We start from the raw sequence: 25617 nt of genomic DNA, 5'->3' as shown, positions 1-25617 counted from the left end.
GCACTCCCCGCGTCCGGTGCGGCCTCGCCGGCGGTTCCGGCACTTCGCTGAACGGCCCGCGCTCATCGCCGGACGCATCGCATCCAAGCCAACCTTCCCGTTGGACCACTCATGAATCGCTACCCCCTCTGGAAATACGCCGTGATGCTGGTGGCTCTGGTCATCGGCCTCGTGTACACGCTGCCCAATCTGTACGGCGAAGCGCCGGCGGTGCAGGTGTCGAGCGGCAAGGCCACGGTCAGACTCGACGCCACCACGCTGGCGTCGATCGAAGCCGCGCTCGCGGGCAATCAGATCAAGCCGACCGCGGTCACGTTCGACAACTCGCAGAACAACGCGAACATCCGCGTGCGCCTGACGGACACGGACACGCAGTTGCGCGTGAAAGACCTGCTGCAGAAGTCGCTCAATAGCGACCCGAACGATCCGCAGTACATCGTCGCACTGAACCTGCAAAGCGCGTCGCCGACCTGGATGACCGCGCTGCGCGCACTGCCGATGTACCTCGGTCTCGACCTGCGCGGCGGCGTGCACTTCCTGCTGCAGGTCGACATGGCCGGCGCGCTGAACAAGAAGCTCGACTCGGACGCCTCGGACGTGCGCACGCTCCTGCGCGACAACAACGTGCGCGACGGCGGCGTGAATCGCGTGAACCAGTCGGTGGTCGTGAATCTGGCCGACCAGGCCACGGCGGACGCAGCGCTCAAGCTGCTCGGCCGCAGCGTCAGCGAACTGCAGTGGGTGTCGCAGCCGAACACCGGCGCGGACGGCGGCGTGCAGCTCGTCGGCACCTTTACGCCGGCCGTGCAGCGCGCGGTGCAGGACGCCGCGCTCAAGCAGAACATCACGACGCTGCATAACCGCGTGAACGAACTCGGCGTGGCCGAGCCGGTGATCCAGCAACAGGGCGCAGACCGCATCGTGGTCGAGCTGCCGGGCGTGCAGGACACCGCGAAGGCGAAGGACATCATCGGCCGCACGGCGACGCTCGAAGCGCGCCTCGCCGACCCGGTCAACACGCATCCGAACCCGAACGACCCGGTGCCGCCGGGCGATGAACTCTTCACGCAAGGCAACCAGGCGCCGGTGCTGCTGCGCAAGCAGGTGATCTTCACCGGCGACCGCATCATCGACGCATCGGCGGGCTTCGACGAGCATCAGCGTCCGTCGGTCAACATCCGTCTCGATTCGGCAGGCGGCCGCGCGGTGCGCGCAGTGTCGCGCGACAACATCGGCAAGCCGATGGCGATGGTGCTGTTCGAACGCGGCAAGGGCGAAGTGCTGACGGTCGCGACCATTCAGTCGGAACTGGGCGACCGCTTCCAGATCACCGGCCAGCCGACCCCGCAAGCGGCCGCCGACCTCGCGCTGCTGCTGCGCGCCGGTTCGCTCGCCGCGCCGATGGAAATCATCGAGGAACGCACGATCGGCCCGAGCCTCGGCGCCGACAACATCAAGAAGGGCTTCCACTCGGTCGTGTGGGGCTTCGCGGCGATCGCCGTGTTCATGATCGCGTACTACATGCTGTTCGGCGTGATCTCGATGATCGGCCTGTCCGTGAACCTGTTGCTGCTGGTCGCGGTGCTGTCGATGCTGCAGGCCACGCTCACGCTGCCGGGTATCGCCGCTATCGCGCTCGCGCTCGGTATGGCGATCGACGCGAACGTGCTGATCAACGAGCGCGTGCGCGAGGAACTGCGCCACGGCGCGCCGCCGCAACTGGCCATCCAGAACGGCTACGCGCATGCATGGGCGACGATTCTCGACTCGAACGTGACCACGCTGATCGCCGGCCTCGCGCTGCTCGCGTTCGGCTCCGGTCCGGTGCGCGGCTTCGCGATCGTCCACTGTATCGGCATACTGACGTCGATGTTCTCGGCGGTGTTCTTCTCGCGCGGCCTGGTCAACTTCTGGTACGGCGGCAAGAAGAAGCTGAAGTCGCTGTCCATCGGCCAGGTGTGGCGTCCGCAAGCGGCGGCCGCCGGATCGGCTGCGTACGCCGGCGGCAACAGCCTCGGCAGCAGCGACGCCGCGACCGACACCGCGCAGGCCATCGCCACGGCAAAGGCGAGCGCGAAGGCAAGCTCGAAGGCACCGGCCGCGGCCGGCGCAAAGGGTCGCGCGAAGCCGACCGTGCGCCGCCGCAATGCGCCGGGCACGTCGACGTCGAATGACTCGACGCCGCAGAAACCGGGTTCATCCCGCTGAGTCCCGGAGAAAAGACCATGGAATTTTTCCGTTTCCGTAAAGACATTCCGTTCATGCAGCGCGCGTTGATCTTCAACGCGATCTCGCTGATCACCTTCCTCGCCGCCGTGTTCTTCCTCGTGCATCGCGGGCTGCATCTGTCGGTGGAATTCACCGGCGGTACCGTGATCGAGGTGCAGTATCCGGGCGCGGTGCCGCTCGACCCGGTGCGTAACACGCTCGGCAAGCTCGGCTATGCCGACGCGCAGGTGCAGAACTTCGGCTCCTCGCGCGACGTGCTGATCCGTCTGCCGCTGAAGTCGGGCTACACGTCCGCGCAGCAGAGCGAGCAGGTGATGGGCGCGCTGAAAGCCGACACGCCGGAAGTGCAGTTGCAGCGCGTCGAGTTCGTCGGTCCGCAGGTCGGCAAGGAACTCGCCACCGACGGTCTGCTCGCGCTCGCCTGCGTGGTGGCCGGCATCGTGATCTACCTGTCGTTGCGCTTCGAATGGAAGTACGCGGTCGCCGGCGTGATCGCCAACCTGCACGACGTCGTCATCATTCTCGGCTTCTTCGCGTTCTTCCAGTGGGAGTTCTCGCTGTCGGTGCTGGCCGCGGTGCTCGCGGTGCTCGGCTATTCGGTCAACGAGTCGGTCGTTATCTTCGACCGGATTCGCGAAACCTTCCGCCGCGAACGCAAGATGACCGTGATCGAAGTGATCAACCACGCAATCACCAGCACGATGTCGCGAACCATCATCACGCACGGTTGTACGCAGATGATGGTGCTGTCGATGTTCCTGTTCGGCGGCCCGACGCTGCACTACTTCGCGCTCGCGCTGACGGTCGGTATTCTGTTCGGTATCTACTCGTCGGTGTTCGTCGCCGCGGCTCTTGCCATGTGGTTCGGCGTCAAGCGCGAAGACCTGATCAAGGACAAGAAGGAACGCGTCGATCCGGACGATCCGAACGCGGGCGCCCAGGTTTGACGCGCGCGTAACCGCTGAGGATGCGCGGAATCGGCATAGGGGGCAGCCTGAGGCTGCGCCCCTGCCACACCACCCGGCATGCGGGTCCGCACCGGGCGGTTCGGGAAGTTGAGGTTAGGAGAGTCGGGGCACACCCAGCTGATCGAAGTAAGTGATGGTCAGCACGCTGTTGAGGAGCTTGCCGCTGTTGCACCACCAGCGGCGACTGTTCGCCGCCACCTGTTGTGCCACAGAGCATGACGCGCCCAGCGCGCGCAGTTCCCGGTAGATGGTTGAGCCACGGCGCCAATGCTTAAGCTGGATGGCGCGTAGTCGGTGGCGCAGCCACTCATCCAGCTCACGCCAGACTCTGGGGGTTTGCGCCAACCGGAAGTATGCCCTCCAGCCCTGCACATAAGTCCGCAACCGTGCCACCACGTCCTTCATGCTGCGCCCGCCAGATCGGCGGGTCAGTTCACGAATGCGGTGCCTGAACGCCAGCAGCGGTTTGGCCGCCACCTTGCGCTTGACCACACCGCCTGGAGCCACCCATAAGCTGTAACCCAGGAACTTGCGACCGAACACACTCGCGACCGCACTTTTGGTCTCGTTGACCTTCAGGCGCAATCGCCCATACAGACGTCGCAGCAGCACCATTACCCGTTCGCCCGCGCGGCGGCTACGAACATACACGTTCGCATCGTCGGCGTAGCGCGCAAAGCAGTGGCCCCGCCGCTCCAGTTCCTTGTCCACCTCATCCAGCAACACGTTGGCCAGCAGCGGCGATAGCGGCCCGCCTTGCGGCGTGCCCTGGGCTCGCTGCTGAACCACTCCATCATCCATGATGCCGCTGTTCAGATACGCCCTGATCAGCCGGATTACACCAGCGTCTCCAATGCGTTTCTGTAGGCGGTCGATCAGGATGTCGTGGTTGACCCGGTCGAAGAACTTCTCCAGGTCAACGTCCACCACGATTCGCCGGCCTGACTGCACGTACGACTGCGCGGCAAGCACCGCATCGTGTGCACGCCGTCCGGGCCGGAAGCCGTAGCTATGCTCGCTGAAGGTGGGATCCAGAACCGGCTGCAGCACCTGCAGCAGAGCCTGCTGGATCAACCGGTCCGTTACCGTCGGGATACCAAGCTCGCGCTCGCCTCCGTCCGGCTTCGGAATCGTCACCCGCCGTACCGGGCTGGGCCGGTACGTCCCCTTCAGCAGTTGTTCACGAATCGCTGGCCACGCCGTCACCAGATGGCGCGCAGTCTGGTCAACGCCCAGACCATCCACCCCAGCGGCTCCTTTGTTGGCCCGCACCCGTTTGAACGCCCGCTTCAGGTTCTCTCTCGTCAACGCCGCTTCCAGCAACGCTGACCCTGTGCTCCCGGGTTCATGCCGCGGGCAGCCGGCTTCGTCGCTCACAGGTACATGCGCAGCTTCACCACGCGCTGCTCCCGCTCGCCCCGTTTGCACGGGCATCTGACGCATTGCCTGCCGCATCGGCATATCCCTGAACACTCCTTCCCGTTCGGTCCTTCGTCACCAGCTTCAGCCTTGCCGACCTGTCCTGTGACTACTACGACCTCGGCTGACTTCTCGCTCCGGTTCGACACCGTTGCCCTTTCAGGCATGAGGCGAGATCTCCCCAGGTAAGAACGCACTCCTTCACCGCACAACCGCCGGATTTACGGCACCAATCCTTGACCACAAGAGCTTCGCAGATTCGTGCCCGCTCGCCCTGATCGGTGCCGCCTCATATCCGGTTCTTGTCCATCGGCTCACGGCTTTGCTCCACGCTTCCTCCCCACGCTCGGTCACCCTTACGCAGTTGCGCTTCACTTCATTCGCTGTGGTCAGCTTATGGGAGGACTTGCACCTCCAGGAGTGCGCCCATGCTGGGCGCACACAAAAAAGGCCGGTTCTGTCGAACCGGCCTTTTGCGTTTACGTACGCCGTCGTTACCGCCTCGTTCCTAGCGGAACCCCAGCTTGCGCCGTGCGCCGATCAGCGCCGCGATGCTCAGCAGCGCGGCAAACATCACGTAGTAGCTCGGCGCTGCCTTCGAACCGGTCGCGCTGATCAGCCACGCGATGATGAACGGCCCGAAGCCGCCGAAGATCGTCACCGCGATGTTATACGCGAGCGACATGCCGGTCGTGCGCGTCTGCACCGGGAAAATCTCCGACAGCAGTCCCGGCGTCGCGCCGAAGTAGCCGCTGACGAGAAAACCGAACACGATCTGCCACACGATCAGCGTGCCGAAGCTCGGATGCGCGATCAGGAACGCGAACGCCGGATAGACGAGCACGAACAGCAGCACGGCCGCGCCCAGCATGATGCGTGTGCGTCCATGCAGGTCCGACCAATGCCCGGCCACCGGCGAGAACACCATCTGGATCAGACCCGTCAGCGCGATCGCCGAGAACGCGACCGACGGCGCGAGCCCCAGTTGCCGCACGCCATAGGTCGGCATGAACAGCATCAGATACGCGGACACGGTCCCGAGGATCACCACGCCCATCGCGATCACGAGCCGCAGCTTCTGCGTCGCGAACGTATCGCGCAGCGGCGTCTGCGTCGTTTCGGCGGCGAGGAATTCGGGCGTCTCGTCGAGCCTGGTGCGGATGTAGAACGCAACGGGCCCAATCAGCAGACCGAAGAAGAACGGCACGCGCCAGCCCCACGATGCCATCTGTTCCGGCGACAGCTGGCCGGTCAGCAACGCGCCGAAACCGGCCGCGAGCAGCGTCGTCAGGCCTTGGCTCGCCATCTGCCAGCTCGCGTAGAAGCCGCGCCGGCCCGGCACGTGCTCGGCGAGAAACGCAGTCGCGCTGCCGAATTCGCCGCCGGCCGAGAAGCCTTGCATCAGCCGCGCGAGCACGAGGATCAGCGGCGCGGCGAGGCCGATGCTCTGGTAGGTCGGCAAAATCGCGATGATCAGCGTGCCGCTCATCATTAGCAGGATGGAAAGCGTGAGCGCCCCCTTGCGCCCGACGCGGTCCGAGTACGCGCCGATCACGATCGCGCCGAGCGGCCGCATGAAGAACGACACGCCGAACGTGCCGAGCGTGAGCAGCAGCGATACGGTCTCGTTGCCGGCCGGAAAAAACAGCTTGGAGATGGTCACGGCGAAAAAACCGTACACCACGAGGTCGAACCATTCGAGCGCGTTGCCGATCGAGGCGGCCACCACCGCGCGCCACGAATTCTGCCGGCTTCCCGCGACGCCTGCTGCTGTCGTTGCATTCATCCAGATCTCCTGTACGGCGCGAAATATTTATCGACACGAACGCATAACGTCCGCCCAGGCCATCCCGGCAACGCGCAGCACCGGCCTGACTGCTTGCGCTCTATTTAACTGAAAAAATAAAAGTGATGCGAGCGACAAATGGCCGAGGCGCGCCACCATGGCCGAGGCGTTCGCTACGGGCGACAAAAAACCGCTTCGTCGGTGAACGGCCGAAGCGGTTTTCGTATTGCGGCGCAGCGCGGATCGAATCGCAACAGCGGCCGGCGCGCGGCGCCGGTCGCGAAGCTGCCGGCGCCCCTACTGCTGCTTGATACCTTCCGACTGGATATGCAGGCGCGTCTGCATGCTGAAGCCGTACTTCGCGCCGAACTCCATGCCGTAATCGGCGCGATTGAATTCGGTGCTCGCCTCGACGCCGCAGACTTCGCGCTTGAGGACCGGGTGTTGCATGCACTTGAACGAATCGATCTTCAGATTCACCGGCTTCGTGATGCCGCGAATCGTCAGCGCGCCGATCACCTTGACGGGCTTGTCGCCGTCGAACTTGATCTCGGTGCCCTTGTAGGTCACGGTCGGATACTTCTCGACGTCGAAGAACTCGGCGGCCCTCAGGTGATCGTCGAGCTTCGGGTTGCCGGTCTGCACCGAAGCGGGATCGACGGTGACGTCGATGGTGCCGGTTTTGGCCGCGCGATCGAGCGTCACCGTTCCCGTGGTCTTCGTGAATTTGCCGCGCCAGATCGACAGACCGCCGAAGTGGTCGGCCTCGAAGCTCGGAAACGTATGCATCGGATCAAGCAGATAGGTATCGGCGGCGAAGGCGCCGAGCGACAGCGACGAAGCCAGCGCGCCAACAGCGATCAACATGGACGTTTTCAATTCGTGCTCCTGTTTTGCGTTGAAAATCGCGGTGCAACCTGCGGTGGGAAAGCGGCCGCGCCCCACGTGGCGCGGCGGACCTCGCGAGCGCCGTGCGCGTTACTTGAGCGCGGCGACGATATGAAACCTGATCACGACCTCGTCGGCGACGACCGATGCGTCCTTCCATTCGCCGGTGCCGATGTCGAACTGCGAGCGCTTGATCGGCAGCGCGCCGTCGAAGGTCTGCATCGCGCCCTGCTGGCCGACCGTGACCGGCACCACGACCGTCTCCGACTTGCCCTTGATGGTCAGATTACCGGTCACCTTGAACTGGTTGCCGCCGGCCGGCGCGATCGCGCTCGACACGAACGTCGCGCTCGGAAAGGTCTTCGCGTCGAACCATTCCTTGCCGCGCACCTGCTCGTTGTAGCTCTCGTCGCCGAGATCGTAGCTGGCGACGTCGATGTTGAGCAGCGCGCTGCCGGCCGTCGGTTTGGCCGGATCGAAGCTGACCTGCGCCGTGAACTTATTGAACTTGCCTTCGACCGGCACGTTCATCTGCTTCGAGGTAGCCGTCACCGAACTCTTCGCGACGTCGACCTGCGCGAGCGCCGCGCCCGCGGCGCTCAGCGACGCCGCCGCGAACGCGGCCAGCATGTAGCGATAAAACGAACCCTTCATGGATGTCCTTATTTGAGGAAAGGGAGCATGCGAGACAGCAGGCCGTCGCGATCGAGCCATTGATGCTTGAGCGCCGCCGCGGTGTGTAGCGCGACCAGCACGAGCAACGTGTAATTCAACGCGATGTGCAGGTTCTTCAGCACTTCCTTCAGGTGCGGATCGGGCGCGATGATTCGCGGCAGCGGAATCAGCCCGAGGTAGACGACCGGCACGTTCGCCGCCGAGCTATACAGATAGCCGGACACGGGAATCACGATCATCAGCACGTACAGCAACAGATGTGTGACATGCGCGGCGCCACGCTGCCAGGTGGGCATGCGGCGCGGCATCGGCGGCGAGGCGTGGGTCGCGCGCCACAGGATGCGCACGATCGCGAGCGCGAACACGGTCACGCCGATCCATTTGTGCCACGAGAAATAGCGCAGCTTGGTGGGCGTGAAGCCCGGGATGTCGGTCATCACCCAGCCGAGCGCAAAGCCGCAGACGATCAGCAGTGCGATCAGCCAGTGAAACGCGATGGCGGTCCGCGTGTACGACTCCCGGGTACCGAACGATGGATTGAGTGTCATGACAGATCAACGCAGGCAGTTAGAAGTTAACGGCGCGCCGCGGCCAGCTATTCCACGATCGCCGCCGCGCATCGGCGCGGCGCGCGCGGCCGATGCGGCGGACATCATCGCCACAAAAGGCCGCCGGGCATGCCACGGGCGCCATGCTACCCCAAGCGCGAAAAGCTGGCTGGAGCGCGTCGCGGAACGGGCCCGAATTTTGCCCTGCAATGGCCCCACTGCGTCGCGTCACCGCCCTTGCGTTGAACGATTCGGGGACGGAAAGCCCCGAAGCGACGCCATCTCAGGCCCGGACCAGCGCGCGGGGGGACGGCGCCACGCCCCGCGCCGCGCGCGCGGCTCGCGTCGGTCGCGAGGCCGCGTTTGGTACTATTGCTGCTCACCGCCGCCCGACCCCTCGTAAAGAGCAGGCCTTGCACGCCGCTACTACGTCGTTAGCCCATCTGCCGCATGGAACATGACAACCTGATCGCGTGCCATGAATGCGATACGCTGTTCCGCAAGCCACGGCTTGTCGGGCGCGTCGCCGCGCGTTGTCCGCGCTGCGGCGCGACGCTCTATCGCGGCGTCTCGCGCAAGCTCGACGCGATCTGCGCACTGACGCTCGCCGCGCTGATCACGTTCGTGATCGCGCAGGGCTTTCCGATCGTCGAACTGGAAACCAACGGCATCACGTCACAGACTACGCTGTTCGGCGCGCTCGTCGCGCTGTGGGGCGAAGACATGGAGATCGTCGCCGTGATGGTGTTCTGCTCGACGATCCTCTTTCCGTTCACCGAACTCGTCGCGCTGCTGTACGTGCTGGTGCCGCTACGCGCCGGCTACGTGCCCGCGCACTTCAATCTCGTGCTGCGCGCGATCCAGTTCGTGCGGCCGTGGGGCATGATCGAAGTGTTCATGCTCGGCGTGCTGATCACGATCGTGAAGATGGTGAGCCTCGCGCGCGTGATTCCCGAGGCGGCGCTGTTCGCGTTCGGCGCGCTGACGCTCATGTTCGCGGTCGTCGTCACATTCGATCCGCGCGTGCTGTGGGATGTCGCCGACGAGATCGACGCGAGCGGCGATCGGCCGTTGCCGCGCACGTCGGCCGACAGCCCGGCGGTCGCGGTCGGCTCGCTCGCCGGTCCGCCGGCGCCGTCCGCGCGCGTCGCGGGCTCGACCAGCGGCAGCGCTGGTGGCACAACCAACAGCACGGCGGACGGCACCCCGCCCGGCTTGCCGCCCACGCCGCGCGAAGGATGAGCCCGCGATGAAATACGTCACCGCGAAACGCGCGGGCCTGCTGTCCTGCCATTCGTGCGGGCGCGTCGAACCGCGCATCCGCTCGGTCACGCCGCAGCACTGCGGCCGCTGCGGCGCGCATCTGCACTCGCGCAACCCCGACAGCCTGATGCGCACATGGGCACTGCTGATCGCCGCGGCGCTGCTGTATATTCCGGCGAACCTGCTGCCGGTGATGCACACGTCGTCGCTGCTCGGCTCCGAGGACGACACCATCATGAGCGGCGTCGTCTATTTCTGGACCTCCGGCGACTGGCCGCTCGCGATGATCGTGTTCATCGCCAGCATCCTGGTGCCGATGCTGAAGCTCTCGGTGCTCGTGCTGCTCACCGTCACCGCGCAGCGCCGCTCGCGCTGGCGTCCGCAACAGCGCACGACGCTGTACCGGATGGTCGAGCGGATCGGCCGCTGGTCGATGCTCGACGTGTTCGTCGTCACGCTCACCGTGGCGCTCGTGCGTTTCAAATCGCTGGCCGTGATCACGGCCGGGCCGGGCGCGATCGCGTTCGGCTCGGTCGTGATCCTGACGATGCTGGCCTCCATGCAATTCGATCCACGCCTCATCTGGGACCCCGTGGAAAGCAGTACCCCAACACCTCAGGATCTCGACCATGACTAGCCCGCAAGAACCGACGCCCGCTTCCGATGACGCGCCGCGCAGCGATTCGAACGGACCCAGACTGCCGCCCCAACTGCCCGAACCCGACATCGAACCACGCAGCCGCTGGCTGCCGTCGCTCGTCTGGGTGGTTCCGCTGATCGCCGCGTTGATCGGCATCGCGCTCGTGATCAGGTCGGTGACCGAGCGCGGACCCGTGATCACGATCAGCTTCATCAGCGCGGAAGGGCTCGAGCCGGGCAAGACCAAGGTCAAGTACAAGGACGTCGACGTTGGTGCGGTGAAGACGATCACGCTGTCGCCGGATCTGTCGCACGTGCTCGTGCAGGTGCAGCTCACCAAGGAAGGCGGAAAGTTCGCGGTCAAGGACTCGCGCTTCTGGGTGGTGCGTCCGCGCGTCGGCGCGAGCGGCGTGTCGGGTCTGACGACGCTGCTGTCGGGCCCGTACATCGGCGCCGACGCGGGCCGTTCGTCCGATAGCGAGAGCAACTTCGTCGGCCTCGAAACGCCCCCGCCCATCACCGGCGACCAGAAAGGCCATCAGTACACGCTGCACGGCGATTCGCTCGGTTCGATCGACATCGGCTCGCCGATCTTCTATCGGCGCGTACAGGTCGGCCAGGTGGTCGGCTTTTCGCTCGACAAGAGCGGCACCGGCGTGACGATGCAGGTGTTCGTGTCGGCGCCGTTCGACCAGTACGTCGGCACCAACACGCGCTGGTGGCATGCGAGCGGCGTCGATCTGCGGCTCGATTCGAGCGGCTTCAAGCTGAACACGCAGTCGCTCGCGACGGTGATCGTCGGCGGTCTGTCTTTCCAGTCGCCGCTCGGCCAGAACATGGGCCCGCAGGCGCCGAACAACCAGACGTTCCACCTCGGCTCGGACGAAGCGGACGCGATGCGCGAACCGGACGGCGTGCCCTTGCGCGTCGTGATGAACTTCAACCAGTCGCTGCGCGGGCTGTCGATCGGCGCGCCGATCGATTTCCGCGGCATCGTGCTCGGCCAGGTGACCAATATCGGCATCGACTACGATCCGAAGACTCAGAGCTTCACGATGCCGGTCACGATGAACCTGTACCCGGACCGCCTCGGCAAGCGCTTCCGCGAGAGCTCGCCGCAGCCGGGCACGCTCGCCGGCGAGAACCTGCTGCAGGAACTCGTCAGGCACGGCCTGCGCGGCCAGTTGCGCACCGGCAACCTGATCACGAGCCAGCTGTACGTGGCGCTCGATATCTTCCCGAAAGCGCCGCCGGCCAAGGTCGACGTGACGACCGATCCGCTCGAGCTGCCGACCATTCCGAACACGCTCGACGAATTGCAACTGCAGGTCGCCGACATCGCGAAGAAGCTCGACAAGGTGCCGTTCGACCAGATCGGCGCGAATCTGAACACCGCGCTGAAGAACGCCGACCAGCTGTTCTCGCGTCTCGACAAGGAAGTCGTGCCGCAAGCGCGCGACACGCTGACGGCCGCGAAGCAGACCTTCAGTTCGGCCCAGGCAACCTTGCAGCAGGATTCGCCGATGCAGTCCGACGTTCATCAGGCGTTGCAGGAACTGACGCGCACGTTGCAGTCGCTGAACGCGCTGTCGGACTACCTCGAGCGTCATCCCGAATCGCTGTTGCGCGGTAAATCAGGAGATAAACCATGATGTTTGCCCGGCTCCCCCGTCCGCCGCGCGCGCTCGTGCGCGGTGCCGTACGCGGCGTCGCGTACGGCACCGCACTGGCTGCGGCTCTCGTCATCGCGGCGTGCTCGTCGCCGTCGAGCCGTTTCTATACGCTGGGTGGCGCGGATAGCGCAAGCACCGCCGCGAATGGCGCCGCGCCGGCCGTCGCGCGCACGAGCGCCGCGCCTGCCTGGCTGATCGAAGTCGCGCCGGTCAACGTGCCGCCGCAGGTGGCGAGAAATCAGCTGGTCGTGCAGACCGGGCCGACTCAGGTGCAGTTGCTCGAACAGGAGCGTTGGGCGTCGCTGCCCGGCGATGAAATCCGCCGCGCGCTGTCGACGAATCTGACGCAACAGCTCGGCACCATCGATACGTTCGGCACCGCGCACCCCGACGACGCGGCCGTCTACCGGATCGCCATGAACGTGCAGCGCTTCGAGTCGTGGCCCGGCTCGCATGCGTTGATCGATGCGGTGTGGAGCGTGCGGGCCGTGCGCAGCAATGCGGTGATGACGTGTCGCAGCGTGGTCAGCGAGACGGTTGGCGGCGGGTACGACGCGCTCGTCGATGGACATCGGCGCGCGCTCGCGGAAGTGTCGACACAGATCGCGATGGGCGTGCGCGCGATGGCGGCAACGGCCGTCGCTTCCACGAACACGACGGGCCGGCATTCGTCTTCGGCCAAACCGGCCGCGGCGCCGGCCGTGTCGCCCTGTCCTTCGGCGGGAACGGCCGCGGGAGCCGGCGCCTGACAGGCCCGGCTGGCGCGGCGAGCTCAACGGTGTCGGCATGCCGGCGGGCGTCGCGGGCCAAAGCGGGACGCGAGGCGAGATGACGCGACGACAGACGACGGGCCGCCGGCGCGCCAATCGCGCCGGCCCGCCGATCTCGACCGCGTACAATAGCGCCTTATCCAACGCCTTGCGGCAACCTCAATGTCCTTCGATTTCTTCCTTCCTTGCCCGCGCGGGCTCGAAGCTCCGCTCGCGGCCGAACTCGCCGAAATTGCCGCCAAACATCTGAACGGCGCCGCCTTCACGGCCGGGGCCCAGGTACCGGGCGGCGTGCATTTTCGCGGCGGCTGGGCCGCCGGCATGGCCGCCAATCTGCACTCGCGTCTCGCGAGCCGCGTGCTGCTGAAAATCGCGGAGCGGCCCTACCGCAGCGAGCAGGACATCTACGCGCTCGCGCTCGAGCAGCGCTGGGAGCAGTGGTTCTCCGCGGACGAGACGCTGCGCGTCGACGTCACCGCGATCAAGTCGCCACTGCGCAGTCTCGAGTTCGCGACGCTGCGCGTGAAGGACGCGATCTGCGATCGTCTGCGCGAAAAAAGCGGCGCGCGGCCGAGCATCGACACCGCGATGCCCGACGTGCGCGTGTTCGCGTTCCTGAGCGCGACCGACTGCACGCTGTACCTCGACACTTCCGGCGATCCGCTATTCAAGCGCGGCTGGCGTCTCGACAAGGGCGCGGCGCCGCTGCGCGAAAACCTCGCGGCTGGCATTTTGCGTCTGACTGGCTGGCAGGCCGGCACGCCGCTCTACGATCCGATGTGCGGCAGCGGCACGTTCCTCGCGGAAGCGGCGCAGGTCGCGTTGAACATCGCGTCGGGCGTCGAGCGGCGCTTCGGCTTCGAGAAACTCAAACAGTTCGACGCGCGGAGCTGGCAAGCGCTGAAGGGCGCCGCGCTCGAAGCGAAAAACGCGGCGCGCGGCTCGCGCGGCGCGGATCTGCAGATTTTCGGCAGCGACATCTCCGGCGACATGCTCGAAAAAGCGCGCGCCAACTTCGAGCGCGCCGGCTTGCCGCCCATTTCGCTCAAGCAGCTCGATGCGCGCGACATGACGCCGCCTGGCTCGGCGCCGGGCATCCTCGTCGCGAATCCGCCGTATGGCGAGCGGATCGAAGTGCGCGGCCGCAATGCGCGCGGCGAGCTTCGCGAAGGCCGCGGCAATCGCGACGACGACGGCTTTCGCCGCATTCAGGAAGAAGCGCCCGACAGCGAGTTTTTCCAGTTGCTCGGCAATGCGTTGAAGCAGCGCTTTGCCGGATGGCATGCGTTCATCCTGACGTCGGATCGCAAGCTTCCGGGGCAACTGCGATTGCGCGAATCGACCAAGACGCCGCTGTTCAACGGCGCGCTCGAATGCCGGCTGTTCCGCTTCGATCTGATCGCGGGCAGCGTGCGACAGCGTCCGCAGGGCGACACGCAGGCGGGCTGAGGCTGCGTCGGTCGGGCGGCGCGCTGTCGTCGTAGTTGACATGAAAACCGCGGACCTCGTGCCGCGGTTTTTTATTGCGCGACGGCGCCGAGTCGCCTGGCGAAACTGAGCGATAGCAGCAACGCGCACTGCGTTCACCTCGTCGTCCGTCGCGGGACCGACTTTCTGTCGGTCCCGCAACACCCCTCCGCCGCACCTCTATCCCACTGCTTCCCTTCCTTCGAAAGCGCCCGCATTCGATCCCGCCCCTTCATATTTGCAAACGTTTGCCGTAAACCCTAACGACCCCGCGTACTTTCCCGGTGCGCCGCTTTCCCGTTCCGTTGTTTCGAGGCATCCATGTTTTCGAACCTCACGATTCGTACGCGTCTGGCCCTCGCGATGGGCTTCCTCGGCTTGCTGATGGCGATCGGCGCGGCGCTCGGCGTCACCGGCATCGCGTTGAGCAACGCCGACCAGAAGGAGCTGTACACCGACGAGCTCGCGTCGGCGAGTGCGCTCGGCAAGTTCAACTTCTTCTACGCGCGCGGCAGGCTCGTGCTCGATCGCATCGCTGCGCAGCCGGATCGCGCGGACATCGCGAGCCTCGAACAGCATGCGCGCGAGCAGTTCGCGATCGGCGACAAGGCCTGGCAGGCTTATCGCGCGCTGCCCTCCGATGCGCAGGAGCGGCAACTCGCCGACGCGGTGGAGGCCAAACGCGCCCTGGCGATCAACGGTCCGGTTGCACAGGCGTTCGCCGCGATCGAACGGCGCGACACCACGCCGCTTGCCGACCTGATCTCGAACAGGATGACGGACCCGTTCAACGAAATCACGGACCGCTCCGCGAAGCTCGAGAAGATCCAGAGTGACAACGCGCGCAGCCGCTACGAAGCGGCGCAGGACCGCTTCCACGCGATTCTCGCGATCGCCGGGGTCGGCCTTCTGATTGGACTGGCGACGGCCGCGTTCGCATGGCATGCGCTGCGCAAGTCGATCGCCGGTCCTCTCGAAGAAGCCACCGGGCACTTCCGTGCGATCTCCAATGGCGATCTGGGCCGACGTATCGACGTGCGTTCGCGCGACGAAATGGGGCGCATGATGGAACACCTCCGCATGATGCAGACGCGCCTCAGGCAGGCGCTGCTGTCGGTGCGCGACGGCACGCAGTCCATTTCGACGGCGACCGCCCAGATTTCGGCGGGCAACACCGATCTGTCGCAACGCACCGAAGAACAGGCCGCGTCGCTCGAAGAAACCGCATCGAGCATGGCCGAGCTGACCTCGACGGTTCGTCAGAACGCCGACAACGCGCGGCAGGCGAGCGAACTCGCGCGGGCCGCGGTCGGTGTGACCACCGAAGGCAGCGACGTCGTCTCGCGGGTCGTGATCACGATGGGCGAGATCGACGCAAGCTCGAAGCAGATCGCCGAGATCATCGGCGTGATCGAGGGCATCGCTTTCCAGACCAACATCCTCGCGTTGAACGCCGCCGTCGAAGCCGCGCGCGCCGGCGAACAGGGCCGCGGCTTCGCGGTGGTGGCGGGCGAAGTGCGCACGCTCGCGCAACGCAGCGCGTCGGCGGCGAAGGAAATCAAGACACTGATCAGCGAATCGGTGGACCGCGTCGGCAACGGCACCGAACTCGTTGGCCGGGCCGGCAAAACCATGACGGAGATCAACGACGCGGTGCGCCGCGTGACCGAGCTGATGACCGAGATCGCGGCCGCATCGGAAGAACAGAGCGACGGCATCGAGCAGGTCAACCGCACCGTCTCGCAGATGGACGAAGTCACGCAGCGCAACGCGGCGCTCGTCGAGCAGGCCGCGGCCGCGGCGGCGTCGCTCGAAGAACAGGCCACGCGCATGAGCGATGTGGTGGGGATGTTTCAGTTGCCGGTGGAGTGAGACTGCCGCCTTTCCCCACCCTACTGCCACCACGCTGTCAGCAGCACCCCCGCACACTCCTTCTCACGCCATCCGGCGCTTGAACGGCCTACTGCCAACCGAAGGAGAGTGTCATGTCCGCATTGCCCAAACTCGTTGCCTGGTTCGAAATCCCGTCCGTCGATTTCGATCGCGCGGTGCGCTTTTACGAAGCCGCGCTCGACGCCCCGTTGAATCGACAGGAGATCGGCGGCCAGCCGATCGCCGTGTTCAGCTACGAGGAGCCCGCGACTGGCGGCGCGATCGTTCACAATCCGTCGATGACACCCGGCGTCGACGGCGTCACTGTCTACCTGAACGCGCTGCCCACCGTCGACGCGGCGCTTGCGCGCATCGAACGGGCGGGCGGCAAGACCGACGGCCCGGTGATCAAGCTGCCGCAGGACATCGGCTATATCGCGTTCTTCACCGATACCGAAGGCAACCGCCTCGGCCTGCATTCGCGCACCAACGGCTAAGCGCGCACCGGAAGCCGCCGCGCCCCGACCGAAGGCCGCCATGCGGCGCTATCATCGCGGGACCGTCCCCTTCCTCCTCTACCCGACGCCCACGATGACGCGCCGCGCCGACCGCCTGTTCCAGATCGCCGAACTGCTGCGCGGCCGGCGCCTGACCACCGCTCAGCAACTGGCCGACTGGCTGAACATCTCGCCGCGCACGGTCTATCGCGACGTGCGCGATCTGCAATTGTCAGGGGTGCCGATCGAAGGCGAAGCGGGCATCGGTTATCGGCTGTCGCGCTCGGCGAGTCTGCCGCCGCTCACCTTCACCGCCGACGAACTCGCCGCGCTCGCCGCCGGCGCGCGCATGCTCGAATCATGGGGTGGCGCGGGCTTCGCGAGCGGCGCGCGGGGCGCGCTGGCCAAAATCGCATCGGCGATGCCCGCCGACAAGCGCGCGACGCTCGAACGGCTCGCGATCTTCGCGCCGTCGTTTCACATCAAGGGGGATTTTTCGACGCAGCTCGACACGCTGCATCGCGCAATCGATGCGCGCCAGGTGGTGCGCTTCGCGTACACCGACGCGAACGGCGCCGACACCGAGCGCCGCGTCTGGCCGCTCGCGCTCGCGTACTGGGGCGCGCGCTGGACGCTCGGCGCATGGTGCGAGCTGCGTGCTGATTTCCGCAACTTCGGACTGGAGAAGATGCGCGATCTCGAAGTGCTCGAGACGTATCCGGATCAGGAAGGCAGGCGGCTCGCGGATCTGCTGCGGCATCTGAACGCGAAGCCGAACAGATGAAAAGGATCGCGGCAAAGGATCGCGGTGACCCACCGCGATCCTGACGCCTATTCACCGCTAGCGATCTAGTCGACCGCCTTCACCATATCCTCGATCACCTTCTTCGCGTCGCCGAACACCATCATCGTCTTGTCCATGTAGAACAGGTCGTTGTCGAGCCCGGCGTAGCCCGCCGCCATCGAGCGCTTGTTGACGATCACGGTGCGCGCCTTGTACGCCTCGATGATCGGCATGCCCGCGATCGGCGACTTCGGATCGTTCTTCGCGGCCGGATTCACCACGTCGTTCGCGCCGAGCACCAACACCACGTCGACCTGGCCGAACTCGCCGTTGATGTCCTCCATCTCGTACACCATGTCGTACGGCACTTCGGCCTCGGCGAGCAGCACGTTCATGTGACCCGGCATGCGGCCGGCCACCGGGTGAATGGCGTACTTCACCTCGATGCCCTTCTCGACCAGCTTGTCGGTCAGCTCCTTCAACGCATGCTGCGCGCGCGCGACGGCCAGCCCGTAGCCCGGCACGATCACGACCGTTTCCGCGTTGCCCATCATGAACGACGCGTCATCGGCCGAACCCGATTTCACCGGACGCTGCTCCGCCGCGCCGCCCGCGGCCGCGCCCGGCTCGTTGCCGAAGCCGCCGAGGATCACGTTGAAGAACGAGCGGTTCATCGCGCGGCACATGATGTACGACAGGATCGCACCAGACGACCCCACCAGCGAGCCGGCAATGATCAGCATCGGATTGTTCAGCGAGAAGCCGATGCCCGCCGCCGCCCAGCCCGAGTACGAGTTCAGCATCGACACGACGACCGGCATGTCCGCGCCGCCGATCGGAATGATGATCAGCACGCCGAGCACGAACGCGATGATCGTCATGATGATGAACGGCAGCCACGACTGCGTGAGGAAGAAGAGGACGCCGAAGCCGAGCATCGCGAGCGCGAGCATCAGGTTGATCAGATGCTGGCCGCCGTAGACGACCGGCGCACCCTGAAACAACCGGAACTTGTACTTGCCCGACAGCTTGCCGAACGCGATCACCGAGCCGCTAAAAGTAATCGCGCCGACGAAAGTGCCGATGAACAGCTCGATGCGGTTGCCGTACGGCAGGAAGCCCTCGATCGGCACGTCGGGATCGACGAGGCCGAACGCGGCCGGCTCCGACACCACCCCATACGCGATGCACACCGCCGCGAGACCGATCAGCGAGTGCATCGCCGCGACCAGTTCAGGCATCCTGGTCATCTCGACGCGCGCGGCGACGAACGCGCCGATCGCGCCGCCGATCACGAGCCCGAACAGCAGCAGGCCGAGCCCGAGACCGAGATTGGAGCCAAGTGCTTCGGCCTGCCGCGAGATCAGCGCGATGGTCGTCAGAATCGCGATCGCCATGCCGACCATGCCGAAGGTATTGCCGACGCGCGCGGTCTTGGGATTCGACAGCCCCTTGAGCGCCTGGATGAAGCAGACCGACGCGACCAGATACAGCAGCGTGACGACGTTCAGGCTCATTTACGTACCCTCCTTGCCGCCAGCCGGTAGTTTCCTGGGTTCCTTCTTCTTGAACATCTCGAGCATTCGCCGCGTGACGAGGAATCCGCCGAACACGTTGACGGCCGCGAGCGCCACCGCGATCGTGCCGAAGAACTTCCCGGCGCTGCCGACGGTGAGACCCGCCGCGAGCATCGCGCCGACGATCACGATCGCCGAGATCGCATTGGTCACCGCCATCAGCGGCGTATGCAGCGCGGGCGTGACGTTCCAGACCACGTGATAGCCGACGTAGATCGCCAGCACGAAGATGATCAGGTTGATCACCGTGTGATTGATGACTTCCATCTTCGGCCTCCTATGCGTTGCGCGTGACCTGGCCATCGCGAGCCAGCAGCGTGGCCGCGACGATGTCGTCCGCGAGATCGATGTTCAGCGTGCCTTCCTTGGCGATAATCAGCTTCAGGAAGTCGAGCACGTTGCGCGCGTACAGCGACGACGCGTCGGCGGGCACCATCGCGGCGAGATTCGTGTAGCCGACGATCTGCACGCCATAGCGCACCACCACCTGGTCCGCCTCGGTCAGCGGACAATTGCCGCCGCGCCGGCCGTCGACTTCGGGGCCGCGGCCGGCCGCGAGGTCGACGAGCACCGAGCCCGGTTTCATCGCCTGCACGGTTTCGACCGACAGCAGCGTCGGCGCGGGGCGGCCTGGAATCAATGCGGTCGAGATCACCACGTCGGCCTGCCTCGCGCGCTCGTGCACGAGCGCCGACTGGCGCGCGAGCCACGACGGCGGCATCGGCCGTGCATAGCCGCCCACGCCTTGCGCGGCCTCGCGCTCCTCCTCGGTCTCGTAGGGCACGTCGAGAAACTTCGCGCCGAGCGATTCGATCTGCTCCTTGACGGCCGGGCGCACGTCGGACGCCTCCAGCACGGCGCCGAGGCGCTTCGCGGTGGCGATCGCCTGCAGGCCAGCCACGCCCGCGCCGAGAATCAGCACGCGCGCGGCCTTCACGGTGCCGGCCGCGGTCATCAGCATCGGCATGAAGCGCGGATAGAGCGTCGCCGCGAGCAGCACCGCCTTGTAGCCGGCGATATTGGCCTGCGACGACAGCACGTCGAGGCTCTGCGCGCGCGTCGTGCGAGGCGCGGCTTCGAGCGCGAACGCGGTGACGCCGGCCGCGGCGAGCTTGCCCGCGTTGTCGGCGTTGAACGGATCGAGCATGCCGACGAGCGTCGCGCCGCGCTTGAGCAGCGGCAGTTCGGAATCGATAGGGGATTGGACTTTGAGGACGAGATCTGCGCCGAAGGCAGTGACGGCATCGACGATTTCCGCGCCCACGGCCGTATAGGCGTCATCGGGAAAGCTCGCGCCGGCGCCGGCACCGCTCTGGAGCGTGACCCGGTGGCCTTGCGCCACGTACTTCCTGACCGTCTCGGGCGTCGCGGCAACGCGGGTTTCATGCGCGCGCGTCTCGGCTGGCACTCCGATGTGCATCGTTGTTCCTCCTCGACTTCCTGTTTGACGACAGATCTGCCGACGAGGCTCGCCGGCTTGCACATGCAACGGCTAACGCAGGCCCCACTTTAACCGGAAACCGCCACATCACAAATATCGGGGTCGATGCGAATGCGCGGCAGACCGCCAAACTGTTACGGATCGGTCGCGATTCCACCTCGAACATGCTGCGAACCGGCTGCCAGCGGTCACCGGCCGTAGCCCAGCCCAGCGCCCGTCCGCCGTCCGGCAGCCGGCGCGCATAACCGGTAAAATGCGCACCCATGAAACCGGAAACCTGGCTGCCGCACGTGACCGTCGCGGCGATCGTCGAGCGTGACGGGCGCTTCCTGCTAGTCGAGGAACACACTGCCGCCGGCCTGCGCCTGAACCAGCCCGCCGGCCACCTCGAGGCGGGCGAAACGCTGCTGGAAGCGGTGGTCCGCGAAACGTTCGAGGAAACCGCGCATCCGTTCGCGCCCGAGGCCCTCGTCGGCATGTACATGACCCACTTCGAGCGGCCGGACCGCGCGGGCACCACGTACCTGCGCTTCACCTATTGTGGCGCGGGCGGCGAACCGGACCCGGCGAATTCGCTCGATCCCGACATCGTCCGCACGCTGTGGATGAGCGCCGATGAGTTGCGCGCGTGCCCCGAGCGGCATCGCACGCCGCTCGTGATGCAGTGCATCGACGATTACCTGGCCGGCCGGCGTTTCCCGCTCGACTTCGTCCATACGCATTCGGTTGGGCCGAAGCAATAGGGCCGTCACGAGCGACCCCATAGATCCATGCAGTCATGCAGCACCCAGTGAGTACCTTATGAGCAAGCGTAAAGTCGTAGTAGGCATGTCGGGCGGCGTCGATTCGTCGGTCACCGCGTGGCTGCTAAAGGAACAGGGCTACGACGTGGTCGGCCTGTTCATGAAGAACTGGGAAGACGACGACGACAGCGAATACTGCTCGACGCGCCAGGACTGGATCGACGTGGTGTCGGTGGCGGACCTGATCGGCATCGACGTCGAGGCGGTCAACTTCGCGGCCGAGTACAAGGACCGCGTGTTCGCCGAATTCCTGCGCGAATATTCGGCCGGCCGCACGCCGAACCCGGACGTGCTGTGCAACGCCGAGATCAAGTTCAAGGCCTTCCTCGATCACGCGATGTCGCTCGGCGCGGAAACGATCGCGACCGGCCACTACGCGCGCGTGCGCGAGAACGATGGCCGCTTCGAGCTGCTGAAGGCGCTCGACCATACGAAGGACCAGTCGTACTTCCTGCATCGGCTGAACCAGGCGCAGCTGTCGAAAACACTGTTCCCGCTCGGCGAAATTCCTAAGACGAAGGTCCGCGAGATCGCCGCGCAGATCGGCCTGCCGAACGCGAAGAAGAAGGATTCGACCGGCATCTGCTTCATCGGCGAGCGGCCTTTCCGCGACTTCCTGAACCGCTATCTGCCGACCAGGCCGGGCCCGATGAAGACGACCGACGGCAAGATCGTCGGCGAGCACATCGGCCTCGCGTTCTACACGTTCGGCCAGCGCAAGGGCATCGGTCTCGGCGGCAGCAAGGACGGCAGCGGCGAGCCCTGGTTCGCCGCCGGCAAGGATATTCCGACGAATACGCTGTACGTCGCGCAGGGACACGACCATCCGTGGCTGCTGTGCCATACGCTGTCGGCGGGCAACACGAGTTGGGTCGCGGGCGAGCCGCCGGCCGACGGCTTCGCGTGCGGCGCGAAGACGCGCTACCGGCAGGCCGACGCGGCGTGCACGTTCAACGCCTCGGCGGGAGGCGGTTCGGGCGAAGGCATCTTCGAACTGACCTTCGACGCCGCGCAATGGGCCGTCACGCCGGGCCAATCGGCGGTGCTGTATGATGGCGACGTGTGCCTCGGCGGCGGCATCATCGAACGCGCGATGACCGGGCAACCGGCCGAGCTGCCGCAGGATCAGGCGCCGAAGCAAACTCGCGCGCAGCGTCGCAAGCAGGCGCACAGGCCAAAGCAGCCGCAAGGCCAGGCGCAGGACGAGCCGCAAACTCCGCGGCAAAAAGCGGCTCTGCTCGGCGCGCGTTGAGCGATGCATAACGGCGGGCGCGGCGGGTCGTACCATTCCGACAGGTTCGCGCCGTTCACCATATTTCCCCCGCCTGGCGAATTCACACACACTTCACCTTCGCGTGCGACGCCTGGCTTCCATTCGCGGGCCTTATCTTCGGGCTTCGCCGGTCCGCGTCGCACCGTGACCCGCAACCGCCAGTTTTCCTTCGCGACCGATACCGCCCGCGCTCCCGTGCGGACGATGCCGCCGCAATGATCTTCACTGCACTGGAGTCCCCATGTTTTCTCGACGCTATCTGGCCATGTGGTGCGCAATCGCCCTCACCGCGGTATGTGCCGCGCTCGCCGCGACGCATCGCCTGTCGTGGTTCTGGATCCTCGTGCCGGCCGCGCTCGTCGCGCTCGGCGTGTTCGACCTGAGCCAACAGCGCCATGCAATCCTGCGCAATTACCCGCTGTGGGGCCACCTGCGTTTCATTTTCGAATCCATCCGCCCGGAGATCCGTCAGTATTTCGTCGAAGACGATACCGACGAGCAGCCGTTCTCGCGCGCGCAACGCAGCATCGTCTATCAGCGCTCGAAGAACGATGTCGACAGCCGCCCATACGGCACGCGAATCGACGTGAAGGCGGTCGCGCACGAATGGATCAGCCACTCGCTCGCGCCGACCTCGCTCGACGGTCACGACTTTCGCATCGTCGTCGGCCCCGATCGCGCGCGGCCGTATTCGATGTCGATCTTCAACGTGTCGGCGATGAGCTTCGGCTCGCTATCGGCCAATGCGATCATGGCGCTGAACCTCGGCGCGAAGAAAGGCAACTTCGCGCACGACACCGGCGAAGGTTCGATGTCGAAATATCATCGCGAACATGGCGGCGACATCATCTGGGAAATCGGGTCCGGCTATTTTGGATGCCGTAACGACGACGGCACCTTCAACGCCGGGAAGTTCGCGAAGCAGGCCGCCGAACCGCAGGTGAAGATGATCGAGGTGAAGCTGTCGCAAGGCGCGAAGCCCGGTCACGGCGGCGTGCTGCCGGGCGCGAAGATCACGCCCGAAATCGCCGAGACGCGCGGCGTGCCGATGGGCCGCGACTGCATCTCGCCGGCGACGCACTCCGAGTTCTCGACACCGCGCGAGCTGCTCGAATTCGTCGAGCGGCTGCGCACGCTGTCGGGCGGCAAGCCGACCGGCTTCAAGCTGTGCATCGGGCATCCGTGGGAATTCTTCGGTATCGCGAAGGCGATGCTGGAAACGGGCATTCTGCCGGACTTCATCGTCGTGGACGGCGCGGAAGGCGGCACCGGCGCGGCACCGCTCGAATTCACCGATCACGTCGGCGTGCCGTTGCAGGAGGGGCTGCTGCTCGTGCACAACACGCTGGTCGGCATCGGTCTGCGGCAACGCATCCGCATCGGCGCGAGCGGCAAGATGATCACCGCGTTCGATATCGCGAAGACGCTCGCGATCGGCGCGGACTGGGTCAACGCGGCGCGCGGCTTCATGTTCGCGGTCGGCTGCATCCAGGCGCAGACCTGCCATACCGGCCGCTGCCCGACCGGCGTCGCGACCCAGGACCCGGTGCGCCAGCGCGCGCTGGTGGTGCCCGACAAGGCCGATCGCGTGTTCAACTTCCACCACAACACGCTGCACGCGTTGCAGGAAATCATCCAGGCCGCCGGGCTCCGGCATCCGGCGGAGCTGCGCGCGCATCACATCGTGCGGCGCGTGTCCTCGCATGAGGTGCGGCTGATGTCGGATCTGCTCAAATATCTCGAACCGAACGACCTACTCAACGGCAACTATCGCTATACGCTGTTCGAGACGTACTGGCCGATCGCGCAAAGCGATTCGTTCTCGCCGAAGGCGGAGCTGGCGGCGAGCTGAACGTACGCGCGGCCCTTGCCGCGTCGCCCGTCGCCCAAAAACCGCATCGCGGCCCGTCCGACCCCGCAAAACGGGCCGCCCCCCTTCCTTTCCGTTAAAATCTCGGGTTTAGCACTTCGCTCCACGGCCCCCTCGCGCGCTTAGGCGCACGCGGCATGGCCCCATGCCCGAAAGGCACTTCATGCTCACGTTTCAGCAAATCATCCTGACCTTGCAGTCCTACTGGGACAAGCAGGGCTGCGCGTTGCTCCAGCCGATCGACATGGAAGTCGGCGCGGGCACGTCCCACGTCCATACGTTCCTGCGCGCGATCGGCCCCGAGCCGTGGCGCGCCGCCTACGTGCAGCCGTCGCGCCGCCCGAAAGATGGCCGCTACGGCGAGAACCCGAACCGTCTGCAGCACTACTACCAGTATCAGGTGGTGCTCAAGCCCGCGCCGGAAAACATTCTCGACCTGTACCTCGGCTCGCTCGAAGCGCTCGGCTTCGACCTGAAGCAGAACGACGTGCGTTTCGTCGAGGACGACTGGGAAAACCCGACGCTCGGCGCATGGGGGCTGGGCTGGGAAGTGTGGCTGAACGGCATGGAAGTGACGCAGTTCACGTACTTCCAGCAGGTCGGCGGTCTCGACTGCAAGCCGGTGCTCGGCGAAATCACCTACGGACTCGAGCGCCTCGCGATGTATCTGCAGAAGGTCGAGAACGTCTACGACCTCGTCTGGACCGAGTGGGAAGAACAAGGCCCGAACGGCCCCGAATTGCGCCGCCTGACCTACGGCGACGTGTATCACCAGAACGAGGTCGAGCAGTCCACCTACAACTTCGAGCACGCGAACGTCGATCTGCTGTTCACTTTCTTCAACAGCTACGAAGCGGAAGCGAAGCGCATGATCGACGCGCAGATCGCACTGCCCGCCTATGAGCTCGTGCTGAAGGCCGGCCACACGTTCAACCTGCTCGACGCGCGCGGCGCGATTTCGGTCACGGAACGCGCGGCGTACATCGGCCGGATTCGCGCGCTGTCGCGTCTGGTCGCGCAGGCCTACTACGACTCGCGCGAAAAGCTCGGCTTCCCGATGCTCGGCAATCCGGTGCACGGCGTGCCCGGCCTCACCACCGACGAGCAGGAAGCCGCGATGCCCGCGTGGGCGCCGCCGCTGAAAGTCGAACGCAAGATCGACCAGGACTGACGAG

22 protein-coding genes are annotated in these 25617 nt (G+C 65.7%); 14 read left to right on the top strand and 8 right to left on the bottom strand.

The features are described 5' to 3' along the window. Positions 1-111 precede the first annotated feature (111 nt). Positions 112-2208, top strand: coding sequence for a protein translocase subunit SecD (secD, locus tag OKW41_RS42970; protein ID WP_429453147.1), 2097 nt, complete (start codon positions 112-114; stop codon positions 2206-2208). A 17-nt stretch (positions 2209-2225) separates the two neighbouring features. Further along, on the top strand, positions 2226-3176 hold the full coding sequence (secF, locus tag OKW41_RS42965) for a protein translocase subunit SecF (RefSeq protein ID WP_429576176.1): 951 nt from the start codon (positions 2226-2228) through the stop codon (positions 3174-3176). A gap of 114 nt (positions 3177-3290) precedes the next feature. Here the strand turns inward: secF and ltrA are convergent, their stop codons facing one another. The 5 genes from ltrA to OKW41_RS42940 form a co-directional block, all read right to left on the bottom strand. After that, positions 3291-4658, bottom strand: coding sequence for a group II intron reverse transcriptase/maturase (ltrA, locus tag OKW41_RS42960; RefSeq protein WP_187620135.1), 1368 nt, complete (start codon positions 4656-4658; stop codon positions 3291-3293). Between the two features lie 466 nt (positions 4659-5124). Beyond that, positions 5125-6402: an MFS transporter gene (locus OKW41_RS42955; RefSeq protein WP_429576175.1), complete on the bottom strand. Its 1278-nt coding sequence runs from the start codon at positions 6400-6402 to the stop codon at positions 5125-5127. A 297-nt stretch (positions 6403-6699) separates the two neighbouring features. Further along, positions 6700-7269, bottom strand: coding sequence for a YceI family protein (locus tag OKW41_RS42950; RefSeq protein WP_429576560.1), 570 nt, complete (start codon positions 7267-7269; stop codon positions 6700-6702). A gap of 111 nt (positions 7270-7380) precedes the next feature. Next, the gene (locus OKW41_RS42945) at positions 7381-7944 is read right to left on the bottom strand and encodes a YceI family protein (protein ID WP_429576174.1); all 564 of its coding nucleotides are present in this window, start codon (positions 7942-7944) and stop codon (positions 7381-7383) included. 8 nt (positions 7945-7952) lie between these two features. Continuing rightward, complete coding sequence (locus OKW41_RS42940) at positions 7953-8513, bottom strand: cytochrome b (RefSeq protein WP_184067228.1); 561 nt, start codon at positions 8511-8513, stop codon at positions 7953-7955. A gap of 450 nt (positions 8514-8963) precedes the next feature. On the opposite strand from OKW41_RS42940, the gene OKW41_RS42935 reads away from it, so the two are divergent. The 8 genes from OKW41_RS42935 to OKW41_RS42900 all read left to right on the top strand — a co-directional run bounded on the left by OKW41_RS42935 (position 8964) and on the right by OKW41_RS42900 (position 17478). Beyond that, positions 8964-9755 carry a paraquat-inducible protein A gene (locus OKW41_RS42935; RefSeq protein ID WP_429576173.1) on the top strand — a complete coding sequence of 264 codons (792 nt, stop codon included), beginning with the start codon at positions 8964-8966 and terminating at the stop codon, positions 9753-9755. Between the two features lie 7 nt (positions 9756-9762). Next, a complete protein-coding gene (locus tag OKW41_RS42930; RefSeq protein ID WP_429576172.1) occupies positions 9763-10413 on the top strand; it encodes a paraquat-inducible protein A in 651 nt (216 codons plus the stop codon). Next, positions 10406-12067: an intermembrane transport protein PqiB gene (locus OKW41_RS42925; protein WP_429576171.1), complete on the top strand. Its 1662-nt coding sequence runs from the start codon at positions 10406-10408 to the stop codon at positions 12065-12067. The genes OKW41_RS42930 and OKW41_RS42925 overlap by 8 nt, the downstream gene beginning before the upstream one ends. Then, positions 12064-12837, top strand: a complete 774-nt coding sequence (locus OKW41_RS42920) for a PqiC family protein (RefSeq protein ID WP_429576170.1) — start codon at positions 12064-12066, stop codon at positions 12835-12837. The genes OKW41_RS42925 and OKW41_RS42920 overlap by 4 nt, the downstream gene beginning before the upstream one ends. A 183-nt stretch (positions 12838-13020) precedes the next feature. Then, a complete protein-coding gene (locus OKW41_RS42915) occupies positions 13021-14307 on the top strand; it encodes a THUMP domain-containing class I SAM-dependent RNA methyltransferase (RefSeq protein WP_429576169.1) in 1287 nt (428 codons plus the stop codon). A 339-nt stretch (positions 14308-14646) separates the two neighbouring features. Beyond that, positions 14647-16197 (top strand): methyl-accepting chemotaxis protein, encoded by a 1551-nt coding sequence (locus OKW41_RS42910; protein ID WP_429576168.1) that lies wholly within the window; start codon positions 14647-14649, stop codon positions 16195-16197. 113 nt (positions 16198-16310) lie between these two features. Next, positions 16311-16694 (top strand): VOC family protein, encoded by a 384-nt coding sequence (locus OKW41_RS42905; protein ID WP_184034560.1) that lies wholly within the window; start codon positions 16311-16313, stop codon positions 16692-16694. A 40-nt stretch (positions 16695-16734) separates the two neighbouring features. Next, on the top strand, positions 16735-17478 hold the full coding sequence (locus OKW41_RS42900; protein ID WP_429576167.1) for a helix-turn-helix transcriptional regulator: 744 nt from the start codon (positions 16735-16737) through the stop codon (positions 17476-17478). Positions 17479-17543: 65 nt separating this feature from the next. Here OKW41_RS42900 and OKW41_RS42895 read toward each other — a convergent pair whose 3' ends face one another. Genes OKW41_RS42895 through OKW41_RS42885 form a run of 3 tightly spaced genes read right to left on the bottom strand, consistent with a single transcriptional unit; the run spans position 17544 to position 20475 of the window. Continuing rightward, positions 17544-18995 carry an NAD(P)(+) transhydrogenase (Re/Si-specific) subunit beta gene (locus OKW41_RS42895; RefSeq protein ID WP_429453172.1) on the bottom strand — a complete coding sequence of 484 codons (1452 nt, stop codon included), beginning with the start codon at positions 18993-18995 and terminating at the stop codon, positions 17544-17546. After that, the gene (locus OKW41_RS42890) at positions 18996-19322 is read right to left on the bottom strand and encodes an NAD(P) transhydrogenase subunit alpha (protein ID WP_018419437.1); all 327 of its coding nucleotides are present in this window, start codon (positions 19320-19322) and stop codon (positions 18996-18998) included. Between the two features lie 10 nt (positions 19323-19332). Then, positions 19333-20475: a Re/Si-specific NAD(P)(+) transhydrogenase subunit alpha gene (locus OKW41_RS42885; protein WP_429576166.1), complete on the bottom strand. Its 1143-nt coding sequence runs from the start codon at positions 20473-20475 to the stop codon at positions 19333-19335. A gap of 284 nt (positions 20476-20759) precedes the next feature. On the opposite strand from OKW41_RS42885, the gene OKW41_RS42880 reads away from it, so the two are divergent. The 4 genes from OKW41_RS42880 to glyQ all read left to right on the top strand — a co-directional run bounded on the left by OKW41_RS42880 (position 20760) and on the right by glyQ (position 25613). Further along, positions 20760-21239, top strand: a complete 480-nt coding sequence (locus tag OKW41_RS42880) for an NUDIX hydrolase (protein WP_429576165.1) — start codon at positions 20760-20762, stop codon at positions 21237-21239. Positions 21240-21297: 58 nt separating this feature from the next. Then, positions 21298-22551, top strand: a complete 1254-nt coding sequence (gene mnmA, locus OKW41_RS42875) for a tRNA 2-thiouridine(34) synthase MnmA (RefSeq protein ID WP_429576164.1) — start codon at positions 21298-21300, stop codon at positions 22549-22551. A 262-nt stretch (positions 22552-22813) separates the two neighbouring features. Beyond that, complete coding sequence (locus OKW41_RS42870; RefSeq protein ID WP_429576163.1) at positions 22814-24424, top strand: FMN-binding glutamate synthase family protein; 1611 nt, start codon at positions 22814-22816, stop codon at positions 24422-24424. Positions 24425-24605: 181 nt separating this feature from the next. After that, a complete protein-coding gene (gene glyQ, locus OKW41_RS42865; protein WP_008921090.1) occupies positions 24606-25613 on the top strand; it encodes a glycine--tRNA ligase subunit alpha in 1008 nt (335 codons plus the stop codon). Positions 25614-25617 lie beyond the last annotated feature (4 nt).

It is taken from the genome of Paraburkholderia sp. UCT70 (assembly GCF_050434085.1).
Lineage (GTDB): Bacteria > Pseudomonadota > Gammaproteobacteria > Burkholderiales > Burkholderiaceae > Paraburkholderia > Paraburkholderia tuberum.
Note: the sequence above shows the minus strand (reverse complement) of the source record. Positions and strands in the feature narration are given on the sequence as shown.

What these genes read in the sequence shown, in the direction of transcription:
- glyQ (WP_008921090.1), top strand. Translation starts at nt 24,606, where the DNA reads ATGCTCACGTTTCAGCAAATCATCCTGACCTTGCAGTCCTACTGGGAC.
- OKW41_RS42920 (WP_429576170.1), top strand. Translation starts at nt 12,064, where the DNA reads ATGATGTTTGCCCGGCTCCCCCGTCCGCCGCGCGCGCTCGTGCGCGGT.
- OKW41_RS42895 (WP_429453172.1), bottom strand. Translation starts at nt 18,995, where the DNA reads ATGAGCCTGAACGTCGTCACGCTGCTGTATCTGGTCGCGTCGGTCTGC.
- OKW41_RS42935 (WP_429576173.1), top strand. Translation starts at nt 8,964, where the DNA reads ATGGAACATGACAACCTGATCGCGTGCCATGAATGCGATACGCTGTTC.
- OKW41_RS42890 (WP_018419437.1), bottom strand. Translation starts at nt 19,322, where the DNA reads ATGGAAGTCATCAATCACACGGTGATCAACCTGATCATCTTCGTGCTG.
- OKW41_RS42925 (WP_429576171.1), top strand. Translation starts at nt 10,406, where the DNA reads ATGACTAGCCCGCAAGAACCGACGCCCGCTTCCGATGACGCGCCGCGC.
- OKW41_RS42910 (WP_429576168.1), top strand. Translation starts at nt 14,647, where the DNA reads ATGTTTTCGAACCTCACGATTCGTACGCGTCTGGCCCTCGCGATGGGC.
- OKW41_RS42930 (WP_429576172.1), top strand. Translation starts at nt 9,763, where the DNA reads ATGAAATACGTCACCGCGAAACGCGCGGGCCTGCTGTCCTGCCATTCG.
- secF (WP_429576176.1), top strand. Translation starts at nt 2,226, where the DNA reads ATGGAATTTTTCCGTTTCCGTAAAGACATTCCGTTCATGCAGCGCGCG.
- OKW41_RS42940 (WP_184067228.1), bottom strand. Translation starts at nt 8,513, where the DNA reads ATGACACTCAATCCATCGTTCGGTACCCGGGAGTCGTACACGCGGACC.
- OKW41_RS42905 (WP_184034560.1), top strand. Translation starts at nt 16,311, where the DNA reads ATGTCCGCATTGCCCAAACTCGTTGCCTGGTTCGAAATCCCGTCCGTC.
- OKW41_RS42945 (WP_429576174.1), bottom strand. Translation starts at nt 7,944, where the DNA reads ATGAAGGGTTCGTTTTATCGCTACATGCTGGCCGCGTTCGCGGCGGCG.
- mnmA (WP_429576164.1), top strand. Translation starts at nt 21,298, where the DNA reads ATGAGCAAGCGTAAAGTCGTAGTAGGCATGTCGGGCGGCGTCGATTCG.
- OKW41_RS42950 (WP_429576560.1), bottom strand. Translation starts at nt 7,269, where the DNA reads ATGTTGATCGCTGTTGGCGCGCTGGCTTCGTCGCTGTCGCTCGGCGCC.
- OKW41_RS42870 (WP_429576163.1), top strand. Translation starts at nt 22,814, where the DNA reads ATGTTTTCTCGACGCTATCTGGCCATGTGGTGCGCAATCGCCCTCACC.
- OKW41_RS42915 (WP_429576169.1), top strand. Translation starts at nt 13,021, where the DNA reads ATGTCCTTCGATTTCTTCCTTCCTTGCCCGCGCGGGCTCGAAGCTCCG.
- OKW41_RS42885 (WP_429576166.1), bottom strand. Translation starts at nt 20,475, where the DNA reads ATGCACATCGGAGTGCCAGCCGAGACGCGCGCGCATGAAACCCGCGTT.
- OKW41_RS42900 (WP_429576167.1), top strand. Translation starts at nt 16,735, where the DNA reads ATGCGGCGCTATCATCGCGGGACCGTCCCCTTCCTCCTCTACCCGACG.
- OKW41_RS42955 (WP_429576175.1), bottom strand. Translation starts at nt 6,402, where the DNA reads ATGAATGCAACGACAGCAGCAGGCGTCGCGGGAAGCCGGCAGAATTCG.
- ltrA (WP_187620135.1), bottom strand. Translation starts at nt 4,658, where the DNA reads ATGCCGATGCGGCAGGCAATGCGTCAGATGCCCGTGCAAACGGGGCGA.
- secD (WP_429453147.1), top strand. Translation starts at nt 112, where the DNA reads ATGAATCGCTACCCCCTCTGGAAATACGCCGTGATGCTGGTGGCTCTG.
- OKW41_RS42880 (WP_429576165.1), top strand. Translation starts at nt 20,760, where the DNA reads ATGAAACCGGAAACCTGGCTGCCGCACGTGACCGTCGCGGCGATCGTC.